A 15,435-nucleotide genomic window follows, 5' to 3' on the forward strand; every position below is an offset into this window, starting at 1 on the left:
CAATAACAATAATCAAAGGTGCTCTCCACGTGACCACTCATATAGAAGAAAGCCGATCAGCCCGCTTTGCCCTGCGCTGTGCCGCCTGGGCCGAACGCTGGTTCCCCGACTCCTGGGTCTTTGCCGCACTGGCAGTAGCCATCGTCACTCTTGCAACGCTGGCCATCGGTGCCAGACCGGCGGAAGCGGCCAAGGCGTTTGGTGACGGCTTCTGGAGCCTGATCCCCTTCACCATGCAAATGGCTTTCGTGGTCATTGGTGGCTATGTAGTCGCCAGCTCACCGCCTGCGGTGCGTCTGATCGATCGACTGGCCCGCATCCCGAAAAACGGTCGCTCCGCCGTGGCCTGGGTGGCACTGATTTCCATGCTGGCTTCCCTGCTGAACTGGGGACTTTCCCTGGTGTTCGGCGGCCTGCTGGTACGCGCCCTCGCCCGGCGCACCGATCTGCACATGGACTATCGCGCGGCGGGCGCTGCGGCTTATCTGGGATTGGGCGCAGTCTGGGCGCTTGGGCTCTCTTCATCGGCAGCACAATTGCAGGCCAACCCTGGCAGCCTGCCGCCCTCGATCCTGGCAATCACGGGCGTGATTCCCTTCACCGAAACCATTTTCCTCTGGCAGTCGGGCGTCATGCTGGCAGCGCTGGTGATCATCTCCCTGGTCGTCGCCTACGCCACGGCTCCCGGTCCGAATGCCGCCAAAGTTGCAGAGGACTGTGGCGTTGACCCGGCTTTCAATCTGCCACCGCTGCCACCCCGCACACGGCCCGGCGAATGGCTGGAATACAGCCCGCTGCTGATCATCCTGATGGTGTTGCTGGGTGCCGGCTGGCTCTTCAACGAGTTTTCAACCAAGCCTGCGATTACTGCGATTTCGGGGCTGAACACCTATAACTTCCTGTTCATCATGCTCGGCGCACTGCTGCACTGGCGTCCACGCAGCTTTCTGGATGCGGTGACCCGTGCTGTGCCGACCACCACAGGCGTGCTGATCCAGTTTCCGCTCTATGGCTCCATCGCCGCCTTGCTGACCACGGTCAAAGGCAGCGATGCCCAGACGCTGGCGCACTATATCTCGACCTTTTTCACCAGCATTGCCACCCACGACACCTATGCCGTGCTGATGGGCGTCTATTCAGCGGTGCTGGGCTTCTTCATTCCGTCGGGGGGCGGCAAGTGGATCATCGAAGCGCCTTATGTGATGCAGGTCGCCAATGAACTGCAATATCACCTTGGCTGGGCCGTGCAGATCTACAACGCGGCAGAAGCCCTGCCCAACCTGATCAACCCGTTCTACATGCTGCCGCTGCTGGGCGTGCTGGGATTGAAAGCTCGCGACCTGATCGGTTTTTCGTTCGTGCAATTACTGGTGCATACGCCGCTGGTGCTGGTATTGCTGTGGGCACTGGGCACAACGCTGACCTACATCCCGCCAATGATGCCATCGCCATAATCGGCCACCGGGACCATGCCCAGCAACTGACGCAACTCATGAGCCCGCTCTGCGCCCAGAGCGGTCTCATAGCAACGCTGGGCCTGTTCCCACAAGGCCTGGGACTCAAGCAGTTTATCGACGCCGCTCTGGGTCAGACGCACCAGGCGACTGCGCCGGTCATCAGGGTCCACCTCGACCATGACAAACCCTTCACGCTCCAGTGGCTTGAGATTCTGGGCCAGGGCCGAGCGGTCCAGTACCAGTAACGTCGCCAGTTCGGTCATGCTCAGGGCCTGATTACGGGCGATCTGCATCAGGATCGAACGCTGGGTCGAACGCAACCCGCAGGGCGCCATGATCGCGTCATACAGCTGGCAGATACGCCGACTCGCCCGACGCAGGCTGGTGGCGTGGCAGATCACCTGGGCCGGGATCTGCAAGCCTTCGGGGATACGCAGCACGGCAGGCTGGGCCGTTTTTTCGTTCATGAGGGCTCCACACAAAAGCAGCTTTGTGGCTGAAAGAGCGTAATGCTGGCATATCCCCGCAGATTCAGACAGGGCCAAAGGGCTGAATCATTGTTTCAGTATGTCTGGGCCTCAAAGGCATAGTCCCGCTCGACCTTGCAGACTCTGGTGGTACAGGCCTGATACCAGTGCGCACGTCCCTGCTCTCGCACCTTGGCATGTTCAATGTGCTGCTTCCATCCCAGAATGGCCTGCTCGTCCGTCCAGTAGGAAACGGTGATTCCCAGGCCGTCCTCACCGCGAGCCGACTCAACACCCAGAAAGCCCGGTTGCTCCGTGGCCAACTCGACCATCCTGTGGGCGGCCACCTCATAATCATGGGCACCCTGGGCCGTGCGCAACGACGTGAAGATCACCGCGTAATAAGGCGCGGGAAAGCGTGCGGCGATCATGAGCACACTCCTTCAGCACGACGGGCACAGGCCCGAACGAAAGCCGCCACCAGCGCCGGGACCACGCCCTGCAAGGCCGCCCGCTCCGGCTGGAACAGGGTGGCGACAAAAAACGGATGGCCTTGCAGCTCGATACTGCGGACATCCCCTTCCGGCCCGCGACCGCTGACCTTCAGCCCATTTTCGAACATCGAGGCTTCCAGCTCAGGGCGCGGGCCATAGCGGCATCGATAGCGCTCGGCAATTTCAGAGGTGCCGTAGGCTTGAGCAATCAACGAATCGGGCTGCAGTTGAATCGCCGCCGTGGTTTCCACCAGCGAACAGCTCAATGGAGTAATGATGGTGTGAGGCGAATCCGGTGAAGTTTCGGCATGCTCGGCGTCCTGCCAGCCCAGGCAATTGCGGGCATATTCGAGCAAGGCATGCTGAAAACCGCCGCAAGTGCCCAGAAACGGTATCTGCTGCTCACGGGCAAAACGAATGGCGGTCAAAGCGCCCTGCATATCCCGATAAGGGCTGGCGGGCACACACCAGATACCGTCGAAACCGGCGAGGATTTCGCCCTCACCGATCTGCGGTGTCGGCAGCCATTGATGCTGAACCTGAGGGCTGTCTATGACGGTCGCCATGTCCAGCGCCAGTGGAATCGCCTGATGCGCAGGCACCTCTGGATCGAAATCCCCTACCAGACCTATTCGCAGCGTCTTGCCTTTCACGTCCGACATGCTCATGTCCCTCCCATCCAGTGATGGCGGGACTATAGGCGTGCCTGAGCGCAAGCAAAATTGGCATTCAGGCAAGCATTCAATGCCTGAATGCCTATTCGCTCATTCTCGAAATGCCTCAGCCATAGACCGGCGTCAGAACCGGCTGGCCGGAGAAGAACGCCAGCAGGTTCTTATTGACCATCAGGACCATGTCCTTCGATGCCTCGGGGGATAGCCCGCCCACATGGGGCGTCAGCACTACGTTATCGAGGGTCTTGAAGGCATCCGGCACTTGCGGCTCGTCATCGAAAACATCCAGGCCCGCACCGGCAATCCGGCGCTGTTGCAGGGCCTCGACCAATGCCTCGGTATCGACGACGCTGGCACGGGCAATATTCACGAGATAGCCCTGCGGCCCCAATGCCTCAAGTACGCGGACATCGATTAAATGCTCCGTGCCCTTTCCGCCTGGCGTCGAGATGATCAGGAAGTCCGAAGCAGCCGCCAGTTCAAGAACGGTCGCATACCACAGGTAATCCACATCATTGCGCGCGTTGCGGTTGTGATACTGGATCGACATATCGAATGCCTGAGCCCGCTTGGCAATGGCCAGCCCGACCGCCCCCAGCCCGACAATCCCCAGGCGCTTGCCGGCAAAGGACGGGCACGTGACCTTGCGCCATTCACTGCGCCGTACAGACGCATCGTTCTGAGGGATATCGCGCACGATCGCCAGCAACAACGCCATCGTATGATCAGCCACGGTCGGCGCGTTGACTCCAGCGCCATTGGTCACGGTAATGCCACGAGCCTGGGCAGCCGCAAGATCGACCTTTTCGTAACCTGCACCCGACACACAGATGATCCGCAAATGAGGCAAGGCATCCATCTCTTCCGCAAAGAGCCCCAAAGGACCGCGGGTCATGACCGCCGTGATTTCCTCACCATGAGCGGCAATCGCTTCGGCACGCAAAGCGGCAGTGGGCGCACGGATCAAGCGAAAACCGCTGCTCTCCAGAATCGGCAAATATTCATTAACGCTCTCGACCAGTACCAGTACCGTCGTCATGCACTTTTCCTTAACGGGTCATGAAAAGGCTGACAGTAGCGCGACTTGGGGGGATTGGGCAGGGGTCAATGAAGGATGCACGATTTGAATCGTCACACCACTTCCTGTAAATGTTGTTAATGCTTCATGCCGTGGCTTCGTCATGACACTTCATGCCCATAAGGAACAAGCAGATCATGCAAGGATTTTCCCGATTTCCGTTTCACAAGAACCCGCTGGCCCGTTTGTTGGCAACCGCAGTCATGGCAGGTGTGATGCTGTCCACAGGCACGGCATCGGCAGCCGATGCGCCGGGCAAGGTCATCAGTGAGAAGAACGGCCTGCCCTGGCCCGCGGTGATCGCCCATCGCGGGGCTTCGTTCGATGCGCCGGAAGAAACCATTCCGGCCTATACGCTGGCGCGGGATCTGGGCGCGGACTATCTGGAAATGGATATTCAACGCACCAAGGACGGGGTGTTGATTGCCCTGCATGACGACACGCTCGACCGCACCACCAATATCGCCCAGGTCTACCCCAAGCGCAGCAAGGACCCGGTCAGCAGTTTCACACTGGCCGAGCTCAAGGAGCTGGATGCCGGCACCTGGTTCAACAAGGCCTACCCGTCTCGGGCTCGCGACACGTATGCAGGCCTGCAGATTCTGACCCTGGATGAAGTGATCGATATCGCCGAAGGTGGCGCCAACAAGCCGGGGCTGTATATCGAGACCAAGGTCCCGACCCAGTTCCCGGGCATCGAGGCCGACCTGAAGAAGGCCTTGGCCAAGCGCGGCTGGCTCAGCCCGCGTCCGGCCGCAGCGGCTGGCCATGTGAATGTCGCCCAGTCGCCGGGGCGTGTGGTGCTGCAGACCTTCGACAAATCCAGCCTGGTGCTGCTGCAGAAGGAAATGCCCAAGGTTCCCAAGGTGTTGTTGCTGTGGATCGGTGAAGGTTCGATAGAACCCAAATCCACTGTTCCTTTCAAGGATTCCGGGTTCAAGGACAAGGCGAGCTATTACGCCGCTCAGGAAATCAAATCCCAGGAAGAATTCGTGGCCTGGATCGACTGGGCCAAGGCTCATGGCGCCATCGGCACCGGCCCATCCTCGCAACTCGCCGATGGCGGCGACCAGAGCTACATGGATCTGGTCAAGCCATGGATGAACAACGTCACCCACGACAAAGGCATGGTGGTCCACACCTACACCGTGGATGAGGCCGTGGACTTCAAGCAGATCAGCGCCGCAGGTGTCGACGGTTTCTTCACCAACCGCACCACGGAACTCCTCAAGTTCTATGGCCGCCCGGCCAAAGACAGCATCGATTCGATCCTGAAACGTAACGGTTACTGATCGAACGCACAGACCGCGCGGCTCGACGCGGTCTGTGCATTACAAACAGACATCATTGCGACAGACTTCAACGGCGACCTTGTGTCGAGTCTGGTGTAAGCTCGTGCGCTGCTGGTTATCCCTTCGAGAGGCTTATGCAGTCCAACTTCCGACGCTCGACCCTGGCCACGCTTCGCGGTTTTGCCTTGTCCGACGATGCCATCACCCTTGTTCCTTCTGCCGCTGAATACCGACGCTGCCTGTTGGAGAAGATCGCTTCTGCCACCCGGCGCATCTATATCATCGCCCTGTATCTGCAACAGGACGAAGCCGGCCAGGAAATCCTCGACGCACTGTATGCCGCCAAGGCTGCACGTCCCGAACTGGATGTCGTGGTGCTGGTGGACTGGTTTCGTGCCCAGCGTGGCCTGATCGGAGCGGGTCGTCAGGCGGGAAACTCGGCCTGGTATCAAGCGCAGAATCTGGAGTACGACGAGGAAGTCCCGATCCATGGCGTGCCGGTGCAGACCCGCGAGCTGTTCGGAGTGCTGCATCTCAAGGGCAGCATCATCGACGACTGCGTCATCTACAGCGGCGCCAGCATCAATAACGTTTACCTGCACAAGCTCGACAAATACCGTCTGGACCGTTATCACCTGATCCAGAACAGGCAACTGGCCGACACCTTCGTGGACATGGTGCAGCGTGAAATACTGCCTTCGCCAGCCGTCCACCGCCTGGACCTGCAATCGCCTCCTGATTCCCGCAGCCTGCGTGGCGAGATCAGGGCTTTTCGCAGCAACCTGAAGCGCGCCGCCTACGAAACCAGCGCAGGCGACAAGGAAAACGGTGAGCTGCGCATCATGCCGCTGCTGGGCGTCGGCCCGCGCAACCCGCTCAACCGGGCCATCTGCGACCTGATCGCCGCCAGCAAGACACAACTGACCATCTGCACGCCCTATTTCAATATGCCAGTGGCGGTGACCCGGGAAATCAATCGCGCCCTCAAGCGCGGCGTGAAAGTCGATATCATCATCGGCGACAAGACCGCCAACGACTTCTTCATTCCTCCCGAGGAGCCGTTCAAGGTCATTTCTGCCCTGCCCTATCTGTATGAAATCAGCCTGCGTCGATTCGCCCAGAAACATAAAAAGGCCATTGCCCAGCACCGGCTGAACCTGCATCTCTGGAAGCACGGCGACAACACATTCCACCTCAAGGGCGTCTGGGTAGACGATCGCTATACCTTGCTGACCGGCAACAACCTCAACCCTCGGGCTTTCAATCTGGACCTGGAAAACGGCCTGCTGATCGATGACCCGAAAGGCCAGTGGCTCAAGCCGCGGGAGGAAGAGATTCAACAGTTGATGCAGAACACCCAGCGGGTTGGGCAGTACGACGAGCTGGATACCCTGGCCAATTACCCCGAAGGCGTGAGCAAGTTCCTGCGCCGGGTCAGCCGGGTCAGGATAGAGCGGTTGTTGTACCGGATTTTGTAAATGCCTGATTTCGCGAATGAATTCGCTCCTACAGAGTTCGTAGGAGCGAATTTATTCGCAAGTCGTCAACCCACCAGCGCAATCAACTGCTGCCTCTGGGCATCGGTCAGCATCGGGCCGAACCCTGCACCAGCATTCTCGGCCATATAGCGCGGGTTGCCGGTGCCGGGAATCACGCAGGTCACCGCAGGATTGGCCAGCAGGAACTTGAGCGCCAGTTGCGGCCAACTGCTCACTTCCACCTGCCCGGCCCAGCCAGGCAAAGGTTTATCCTTGAGCCTGGAAAGCAGGCCTCCGCCGCCAAACGGCCGGTTGCAGATCACTGCCACGCCGCGCTCGCGGCATAGCGGCAGCAAGCGCTTCTCGGCGGCCCGATCATCCAGCGCATAGTTGATCTGCAGAAAATCCAGCGGCTCGGCCTTGAGCACGGCTTCCACTTCGTCATAAGCCGACGAGGTGTAATGGCTGATGCCGATGTAGCGAATCCGCCCTTGCTCCTTCCACTCCCGCAGGGTCGGCAGATGGGTTTTCCAGTCCAGCAGGTTGTGAATCTGCATCAGGTCGATACGTTCGGTCTGCAATAACCGGAAAGAGTCCTCCATCTGCGCAATGCCTTCCTTGCGCCCACGGGTCCAGACCTTGGTCGCCAGAAAGGCAGGCGAACGGGGTTCGTGGATGGACAGTAATTCGCCCGTCGACTGCTCGGCACGGCCATACATGGGCGAGCTGTCGATGACGCTGCCGCCGGCCGCAAACAGCGCATCGAGTACGGCACGCAATTGCTTGTAGGCCGGGCTTGAAGTCGCCACATCAAAACCGCGATAAGTGCCCAGCCCGACCACGGGAATGGGTTCGTTACTGGAGGGGATCGCTCGGGTCAGCATAGTCTTGCCTTCCTGGGTCAGCTTCGAGGGTGAAGACGGCGATGGAATGGTCGGCGGCTTGTCGTTCGCAGCGGCACTATCGAATGCCAGAGCAGCCGCCGTTCCGGCAGCCAGAGTGAGCAGCCGCCTGCGGGTGAATCCGGTCGATGAGGTCATGGCGTTCTCCTGGTTGGTTCGGCCCCCAGTTGCTTCCACATCTTTTGCGTAATGCGCTGCCTGTTTCGATACCCCGCCCAGGGGTCGGATCCGAGCTGACGCAAACGTTGCTCAAGATTACCGATGTGCCACTGCCGGGCGGATTGCAGCCCTTCCAGTTCGTCACGACTGATGGGCACCGATACCGGAAGCCCGGGCCTGGCGCGCACGGAATAAGCGGTAACCGTACTGCCGCCACGGGTATTGCGCAAATAGTCGACGAAGATCCGGCCGACACGGTTTTTCGGTCCCATCACCGCCGTGAAGCGCTCTGGCAACTGCCGACTGACGAATTCGGCAATGGCTTTAGCGAACGCCTTGACGCTGTCCCAGTCCGCCTGCCGTGCCAAGGGCACGATGATATGCATGCCTTTGCCGCCACTGGTCTTGAGAAAAGCCTCAAGTCCCAGTTCTTCAAGCACTGCCAGAAGCATTTGCGTGGCTTCGATCATGCTGCGCCAGGGCAAGGCCGGATCGGGATCGAGGTCCAGAACCAGATGATCCGGGGTTTCGATCCGGTCATGGGTCGCGCCCCAGGTATGGAATTCGATGGCCCCCATCTGGGTGGCACCAATCAGTGCCTGCACTGTATCGATCTCCATCAGCGGAGCATGGCCGGGGTCCAGCGCCGAGTCCAGTTTATGGATGTGCGGGATGGCGAGTCGCTCGGCGTGCTTCTGAAAGAACTGCTCGCCTTCGACACCTTCAGGACACCGCAGCAAGGCAACCGGCCGGTTGGCCAGATGCGGCAGAATCCAGTCGGCGATGGACTCGTAGAAATGCGCCAGGTCGCTCTTTTGCGCCTTGCTTTCCCGGTCGATGATCCGCTCGGGATGGCTGATACCGATACCTGCCACATTGACCTTGCCCCTGGCGTTTTTGGCAGCCTTGGGAGGACTGGGCACAGTCACCTGTTGCGGGTACTCGCGTACGATATCGTCGGCCGGTTTATCGCTGCGCAAACCGACGAACGCTGCATGACGCAAAATGCCTTCGCGAGTCCATTGGGCGAACTCGACTTCACAGACCAGTTGCGGCTCGATCCATTGCACATTTCGCTTCTGAGCCGAATTGAGTGGCCTGGCCAGAGGCGATGTATCGCGCTGCAAAGGCTCCAGGCGTTTGAGCAGTTGCTTGATCAGCACCGCACTGAAGCCCGTTCCGACCCGACCGGCATACACCAGCCCCGCATCCTCGTCATTGACCGCCAGAAGCAAGGCACCAAAACCGCTGCGACTGCCTTGGGGGGCGGTATAGCCGACAATACCGAACTCCTGGCGCAACCGGCACTTGAGTTTGATCCAGTCACCATTACGCTTGCTGACATAAGGGCTGCCAACCCGCTTGCCGATCACGCCTTCAAGCCCCATGGCGCTGGCACTTTCGATAATGTCCTTGTGCCCGGTTCGAAACGCATCGGAGTAACACAACAAAGCACTACTCTGCTGGTCGAGCACCTGGCTGAGCGCCTCACGCCGTTCTTCGACAGGTCTTTCGCGCATATCCTGCCCTTTCAGAAACGGCGCATCGAACAGGTAATAAAGGATGTCCTGGCTGCGTCCAGTCTCGAAGGCATTCTGCAGTGCCTGAAAATCCGGCAGCCCCTGCCCGTCGAGCACCACCACTTCGCCATCGAGCCAACTGTCCTTGAGCTTCAGCGCCTTGAGGGCACTGGCCAGTTGCGGCATGCGGTCAGTCCAGTCATTGCCGTTACGAGTCAACAGTTGCACCTCACCGCCCTGAAAGCGGGTGAGGATTCGATAGCCATCGAACTTGATTTCGTAGAGCCAGTCACCTTCGGGCGGCGCCTCTACCAGCGTCGCCAGTTGGGGCGCGAGTTGTCCGGGAAAGCTGTCGTGCTTTGTGAGTCGGGGCTTTTTCGCCGTCTTTTTCTCCTTGACGGTCCGCGTCACGCCCACTTGATTGCCACTGATTACGCTTTGCGGCTGTTCGCGAATGATGTCGTACTCGGCAGCAGGCCGGGCGACGGCATCCTTTTCCTTGATCAGCAGCCATTGCTCCTTGTCGCCACTGCCTTTGAGGCGAGTACGCACCAGTGCCCAGTCGCCGGTCAGCTTTTCACCGATGAGGGTGAACTTGAGCTTGCCTTGCCGATAGGCCTCTTGCGGATCGCCATGGGGTTGCCAGACGCCCCGGTCCCAGACAATCACGTCCCCGCCGCCATATTGCCCCTTGGGAATACTGCCCTCAAAGCTGGCGTAACCCAGGGGATGATCCTCCACATGAACCGCCAGACGTTTCTGCGTCGGGTCCAGGCTCGGTCCCTTGGGAACCGCCCAGCTTTTGAGAGTGCCGCCGAGCTCCAGGCGAAAGTCGTAATGCAGGTTGCGCGCATCGTGTTTCTGAATCACGAAACTCAACGCCCGCGCAGGCGCCTTGCCTTTCTTTTCCGACGCTTCAGCAGGCTCGGAGGTAATTTCAAAGTTGCGCTTGCGGGTGTATTCGCTGACGGACTTGGCCATGATCAGTTATCTCCGGAGCGCTCAGGAAGCCTTGCTGGCTTTTCTGGTCGCCGGGCGCTGTTTGGCTGGCGGCCGGGGTTTGCCTTTGCTGGCCGGCTTGCTGCTTTTCGCGGTGCTCTTGCCTGCCAGGCTGCGCCTGAGCAGATCGGTCAGGTCGATGACATCGGCACTCTGGCGTTCGTCTTCACCGCTATCGGTACCCACGTCTTCGATGCTGCCTTCCCGCGCCTTGGTTTCGACCAGATGCATGATCTTTTCCTGAAACGTGTCGCGGTACTCGTCGGGCTGCCAATCGGCGCTCATGTCCTTGACCAGACGCTTGGCCATGTCACGTTCGCTCTTGGTCAGGGAAACATCCGTCACTTCATCGTTCAGTTCGAGCTCGTCGAGCCCTCGCACATCAGCCGGCCAGCGCAGGATCACCAGCACCAACGCTGACTCCAGAGGCATCACGGCAGCCAGATGTTCACGGGTATGAAGCACTACATTGGCCAAGGCCACCTTTTTTGTGTCCTTCAGGGTCTCGCGTAACAAGGCATAAACCTTGCCGCCCCGCTTGTCCGGGGCCAGGTAATAAGGCGTGTCGATGTTCTGCAGGGGAATCTGCTGGCTGTCGACGAAACCGAAAATATCGATGGTCTGTGTCGCTCGCGGGTGAGCAGAGCGAATTTCCTCTTCGCTGAGTACGACATAGCGATCCTTCTCGTACTCCACACCCTTGACGATGTTCGCACTGGTCACCTCTTTGCCTGTGACCTTGTTGATCCGCTTGTAGCCAACCGGGTCCATGCTGCGCTTGTCGAGCCAGTCGAAATCAACCCCCTGGGACGAAGTCGCCGATACCAGCGCCACCGGAATATGCACCAGCCCGAAACTGATTGCTCCTTTCCATATTGCCCTTGCCATTGCCTGTCTCCCGTTGCTCATCGTAAAAAATGACAGGGCTGTGCAGGCAAAAGTTTCGACTCAGTGACGGGCGTATGGGTGGAGTTTCCGTGGAAGCGCATTCATTCGCGAGGGGCCAGTGAATCCAAAGAAAATCAGTCGTCTTCAATGACGCCTCGCGAATACTGTTTGCTGCCTTACAAACAGCTCGCCCCTTCATATTCAATAAAGCTATAAAAATATACGCTTACGTTCTTTTACGGAATAAATCGCAGCCTTTATAACTGGCACCACTCCCATGCTGTGAGCCAACTGTTTGCGAGGCAACAGTAGGTGCTGTTCAGCTATCAACACTGCCTGATCTTCCCAAGGAATTGTCATGAACGTTTTCTGGTTTCTTCCCACCCACGGCGATGGTCATTTTCTGGGTACGACCAAAGGCGCACGCCCGGTCACGCTCAACTACCTGAAGCAGGTGGCGCAGGCCGCCGATGACCTGGGCTATCACGGTGTGTTGATTCCTACCGGCCGTTCCTGCGAAGACTCATGGGTCATCGCTTCGGCGCTGGTGCCGCTGACCGAGCGCCTGAGGTTTCTGGTGGCGATTCGTCCGGGGATCATTTCGCCGACGGTTTCGGCCCGTATGGCCGCGACTCTGGACCGCCTCTCAGGTGGCCGCTTGCTGATCAACGTGGTCACCGGTGGCGACCCGGATGAAAACCGTGGCGATGGCAGTTTCCTTGATCACAGCGAACGCTACGAAGTCAGCGACGAGTTCCTGCAAATCTGGCGTCGCGTGCTGCAAGGCGAATCCGTGGATTTCGAGGGCAAGCATCTGCGCGTGCAGAACGCCAAGGCGCTGTACCCGCCGATCCAGCAACCTTACCCGCCCCTGTACTTCGGTGGTTCTTCCGACGCCGCCCATGATCTGGCCGCCGATCAGGTGGATGTCTATCTGACCTGGGGCGAGCCACCGGCTGCGGTGGCCGAAAAACTGGCCGATGTCCGCGAGCGTGCTGCACGCAAGGGCCGCACTGTCAAATTCGGTATCCGTCTGCATGTGATCGTGCGTGAAACCAGTGAAGAAGCCTGGAAAGCTGCCAGCACCCTGATCGAACACATCAGCGACGAAACCATCGCGGCTGCGCAGAAATCCTTCTCCCGTTTCGACTCCGAAGGTCAGCGCCGCATGGCTGCATTGCATGACGGTCGTCGCGACAACCTGGAAATCGCCCCCAACCTGTGGGCCGGCGTCGGTCTGGTGCGCGGTGGTGCCGGTACGGCGCTGGTGGGCAATCCGCAGGAAGTCGCGGAGCGCATCAAAGAGTACGCGGACCTGGGCATCGAGAGCTTTATCTTCTCCGGCTACCCACATCTGGAGGAAGCCTACCGCTTCGCCGAGCTGGTGTTCCCGCTGCTGCCTGAGCCTTATGCCAGCCTGGCAGGACGCGGCATTACCAACCTCACCGGCCCCTTTGGCGAAATGATCGCCAATGATCTGCCACCGCAGGCCAAGTGATGTCTGTGCAACTGCTGACCTTGCCGCCTTCGCCGGCCCTGGCGACTTCAATCCGGGCTACGGCCCAGGTTTTCGAGGACCCGAAATCCCGAGACTTGCTGGCCCACGTGCAGCAAGTGGCGCCCAGCGATGCCAGCGTGCTGATCATCGGGGAGACCGGCACCGGCAAGGAGCTGGTTGCACGGCATATCCATGAACTCAGTCATCGCCGCGACAAACCTTTCGTGGCGGTCAATTGCGGCGCATTCTCCGAATCCCTGATCGAGGCCGAGCTGTTCGGCCACGAGAAAGGCGCCTTCACCGGCGCCCTGAGCGCCAAGTCCGGCTGGTTTGAAGAGGCCGATGGCGGCACGCTGTTTCTGGATGAAATCGGCGATCTGTCCATGCCTCTGCAGGTCAAGCTGCTGCGTGTCTTGCAGGAGCGTGAGGTGGTACGCCTGGGCTCGCGCAAGAGCATTCCCATCAATGTCAGGGTGCTGGCCGCGACCAACGTGCAACTGGAAAAAGCCATCAATGCCGGGCATTTCCGCGAGGATCTGTATTACCGGCTGGACGTGGTCAATCTGGAGTTGAGCCCGCTGCGCGAGCGGCCGGGCGATATTCTGCCGCTGGCCCGACACTTCATCGACATCTACAGCCAACGCCTGAACTACGGCCCGATACGCATCAATGCCGAAGCCGAACTGAAGCTCAAGAGCTACAGCTGGCCGGGCAATATTCGCGAACTGGAAAACGTCATCCACCACACCTTGCTGGTCTGCCGTAACGGAATCATCCAGCATGAAGACCTGCGCCTCTCGAACCTGAGGATCGAGCGCCAGGAAGAGTCGCCAAGGGGCGATGAGTCGGCGGAAGAACTGCTCAAGCGCGCCTTCCAGAAGCTGTTTGAAGAACAGGCTGGTGCGCTGCATGAGAAAGTCGAAGATGCCCTGCTAAGAGCGGCTTATCGCTTCTGCCATCACAATCAGGTACACACCGCCAACCTGCTGGGCCTGACCCGCAATGTCACACGGGCGCACCTGATTCGCATCGGAGAGCTGGCCGTCAACAAACGCCGCCCCGGTGAAAACCTGCAAGGTGAGCGGATGCTGCACCTGTCAGTCTGAGAGCAAGGCGGTCAAGCGCAAGGCCAGTGCCTTGGACTGGATCGCCACATCGGTCACCGCAGTGCTTTCCCACCATATGCCCCGCAACGGCGGGCCCATGGCAAACAGACGCGGTGAACGGCGCCCCTTGGCATCGAGAACTGCTCCATCGAGATCGGCGGCAATCCCCAACGCCAGAGGACCAGGCTGAATCAGGCCGCGTGCCAGCAGTTGGCGTGGCAAGGGCCGGTCGACACGGCGCCAGTCGTATTCGATACCCGTGGAGTTGATCAGGGCATCTCCGGGAACCAGTGACGACTGGCTCTGGCCACGATGCCGGACCTGAATGTGTACCCGCCCCTGAGGTTCGGACTTCACCCCTTGCAAAGAGGCCGCCTGAATAGTCAGGCGCCCCTGCTGCACCAGGTCCGCGAGCAGCGCAGCACTGGGCGGTGGCGAACGATGGTGATGGCTTTCCCACCAGGGCCGCACATGCCTGACGAACTGACGGCGCTGGCGATCGGAAGCCTGGTTCCACAAACGACCGATATTGGCCCGCACTGTATCCAGAGGGGCTTGCCAGTCTATACCGCTTTCGATGGCCAGTTCACACTGTTCACGCACCTTGCGCACCAATTGCCGGGTACTGCGAATACTGTGATCCTGGCCCAGGAAGTCGGCCCACTCCGGCGGCTGACGGCGGACATGAGGCAGCAGGCCATGACGGGAAAACACCCGGATGGGGCCACGATGCCCGGACTGCTGCAAGGACACCACGGCATCGACCATGGTCAGCCCGGAACCGATGATCAGCACTGTGGACTGCGGATCCAGCCGACGCATGACCTCGACGTTCCAGGGATCGAGCGCTGCCGCATTGAGGCCATTGGAATGATGCTGTGGCGTACGTGAAGCCGCGTACATTCCCGTGGCCAGCACCGCGAAACGGGCCTGCAACTCGGTCCCGTCGGCCAGGGTGACAGTGACACCCGACTCATTCGTCAGCAGATCCACCGCTTCCCCGTACACATGCTCGACACTGGAGCCGTGAACCTGCCCGACCGCCTGAGCCTCCCGCAGACGTTGCTGCACATACAGTCCAAAGACGCCTCGTGGCGGAAACAGCACCGACACCGGCACCGATTGCTCCTTTGACTCAGGCCAGCCGCCATCGGCCAGATACTGGGTCAGCCAGTGGGTCAGGTCGTCAGGGTTGTCGGGGTCAGCGCTCATCCGGGCAGCATTGCCATTGAGGGTATGTCCCGGCTCAGTAGCGCTGTAGGCCTCGCCCCTGCCCAGCTCGGCACGGGGCTCGACGATCAGGATTCGTCGCACGCCGGGCTGGCGCAGCAACTGGACTGCGAGCATGGTGCCACTCAGGCCACCGCCAATGATCAGGACATCGGCTACGGCAGGCAGGGTCTTGTCATCGCGCATCGAACAT

13 protein-coding genes are annotated in these 15,435 nt (G+C 59.8%); 5 read left to right on the top strand and 8 right to left on the bottom strand.

Going from position 1 to position 15,435, the window contains the following annotated elements:
• Positions 1–29: 29 nt before the first annotated feature.
• Positions 30–1,454, top strand: a complete 1,425-nt coding sequence (locus K5D32_RS18315; RefSeq protein WP_221601344.1) for a short-chain fatty acid transporter — start codon at positions 30–32, stop codon at positions 1,452–1,454.
• Here the strand turns inward: K5D32_RS18315 and K5D32_RS18320 are convergent.
• From K5D32_RS18320 to K5D32_RS18335, 4 genes are all read right to left on the bottom strand, one after another.
• Positions 1,424–1,924: a MarR family winged helix-turn-helix transcriptional regulator gene (locus K5D32_RS18320; protein WP_221578395.1), complete on the bottom strand. Its 501-nt coding sequence runs from the start codon at positions 1,922–1,924 to the stop codon at positions 1,424–1,426. The two genes, K5D32_RS18315 and K5D32_RS18320, sit on opposite strands and share 31 nt — an antisense overlap.
• 95 nt (positions 1,925–2,019) lie before the next feature.
• Positions 2,020–2,355 (bottom strand): antibiotic biosynthesis monooxygenase, encoded by a 336-nt coding sequence (locus tag K5D32_RS18325; RefSeq protein ID WP_221578396.1) that lies wholly within the window; start codon positions 2,353–2,355, stop codon positions 2,020–2,022.
• A complete protein-coding gene (locus K5D32_RS18330) occupies positions 2,352–3,086 on the bottom strand; it encodes a CTP synthase (RefSeq protein WP_221601346.1) in 735 nt (244 codons plus the stop codon). The genes K5D32_RS18325 and K5D32_RS18330 overlap by 4 nt, the downstream gene beginning before the upstream one ends.
• A gap of 112 nt (positions 3,087–3,198) precedes the next feature.
• Positions 3,199–4,131: a 2-hydroxyacid dehydrogenase gene (locus tag K5D32_RS18335; RefSeq protein ID WP_221601348.1), complete on the bottom strand. Its 933-nt coding sequence runs from the start codon at positions 4,129–4,131 to the stop codon at positions 3,199–3,201.
• A gap of 176 nt (positions 4,132–4,307) precedes the next feature.
• On the opposite strand from K5D32_RS18335, the gene K5D32_RS18340 reads away from it, so the two are divergent.
• Together K5D32_RS18340 and pssA are read left to right on the top strand one after the other, a co-directional pair.
• On the top strand, positions 4,308–5,462 hold the full coding sequence (locus K5D32_RS18340; RefSeq protein ID WP_221578399.1) for a glycerophosphodiester phosphodiesterase: 1,155 nt from the start codon (positions 4,308–4,310) through the stop codon (positions 5,460–5,462).
• Positions 5,463–5,596: 134 nt separating this feature from the next.
• Entirely contained in the window at positions 5,597–6,940 is a 1,344-nt protein-coding gene (gene pssA, locus K5D32_RS18345; protein ID WP_221578400.1) for a CDP-diacylglycerol--serine O-phosphatidyltransferase, read from the top strand.
• A 65-nt stretch (positions 6,941–7,005) separates the two neighbouring features.
• Here pssA and K5D32_RS18350 read toward each other — a convergent pair whose 3' ends face one another.
• The 3 genes from K5D32_RS18350 to K5D32_RS18360 are packed head-to-tail and all read right to left on the bottom strand — an operon-like array spanning position 7,006 to position 11,408.
• The gene (locus K5D32_RS18350; RefSeq protein ID WP_221578401.1) at positions 7,006–7,980 is read right to left on the bottom strand and encodes an aldo/keto reductase; all 975 of its coding nucleotides are present in this window, start codon (positions 7,978–7,980) and stop codon (positions 7,006–7,008) included.
• Positions 7,977–10,502, bottom strand: coding sequence for a DNA ligase D (gene ligD, locus K5D32_RS18355; RefSeq protein WP_221601350.1), 2,526 nt, complete (start codon positions 10,500–10,502; stop codon positions 7,977–7,979). The genes K5D32_RS18350 and ligD overlap by 4 nt, the downstream gene beginning before the upstream one ends.
• Positions 10,503–10,523: 21 nt before the next feature.
• Complete coding sequence (locus tag K5D32_RS18360; protein WP_221601352.1) at positions 10,524–11,408, bottom strand: Ku protein; 885 nt, start codon at positions 11,406–11,408, stop codon at positions 10,524–10,526.
• A 358-nt stretch (positions 11,409–11,766) separates the two neighbouring features.
• Between K5D32_RS18360 and ssuD the strand changes: the two genes are divergently transcribed.
• Positions 11,767–12,906: an FMNH2-dependent alkanesulfonate monooxygenase gene (ssuD, locus tag K5D32_RS18365; RefSeq protein ID WP_221578404.1), complete on the top strand. Its 1,140-nt coding sequence runs from the start codon at positions 11,767–11,769 to the stop codon at positions 12,904–12,906.
• A complete protein-coding gene (locus tag K5D32_RS18370) occupies positions 12,906–14,012 on the top strand; it encodes a sigma-54-dependent Fis family transcriptional regulator (RefSeq protein ID WP_221601355.1) in 1,107 nt (368 codons plus the stop codon). Before ssuD ends, K5D32_RS18370 begins: the two co-directional genes overlap by 1 nt.
• Here the strand turns inward: K5D32_RS18370 and K5D32_RS18375 are convergent.
• Positions 14,004–15,428, bottom strand: coding sequence for an FAD/NAD(P)-binding protein (locus tag K5D32_RS18375; RefSeq protein ID WP_221578406.1), 1,425 nt, complete (start codon positions 15,426–15,428; stop codon positions 14,004–14,006). The genes K5D32_RS18370 and K5D32_RS18375 overlap by 9 nt on opposite strands.
• Positions 15,429–15,435: the final 7 nt, after the last annotated feature.

The sequence above is a fragment of the Pseudomonas cichorii genome, from assembly GCF_019719005.1.
Lineage (GTDB): Bacteria > Pseudomonadota > Gammaproteobacteria > Pseudomonadales > Pseudomonadaceae > Aquipseudomonas > Aquipseudomonas cichorii_E.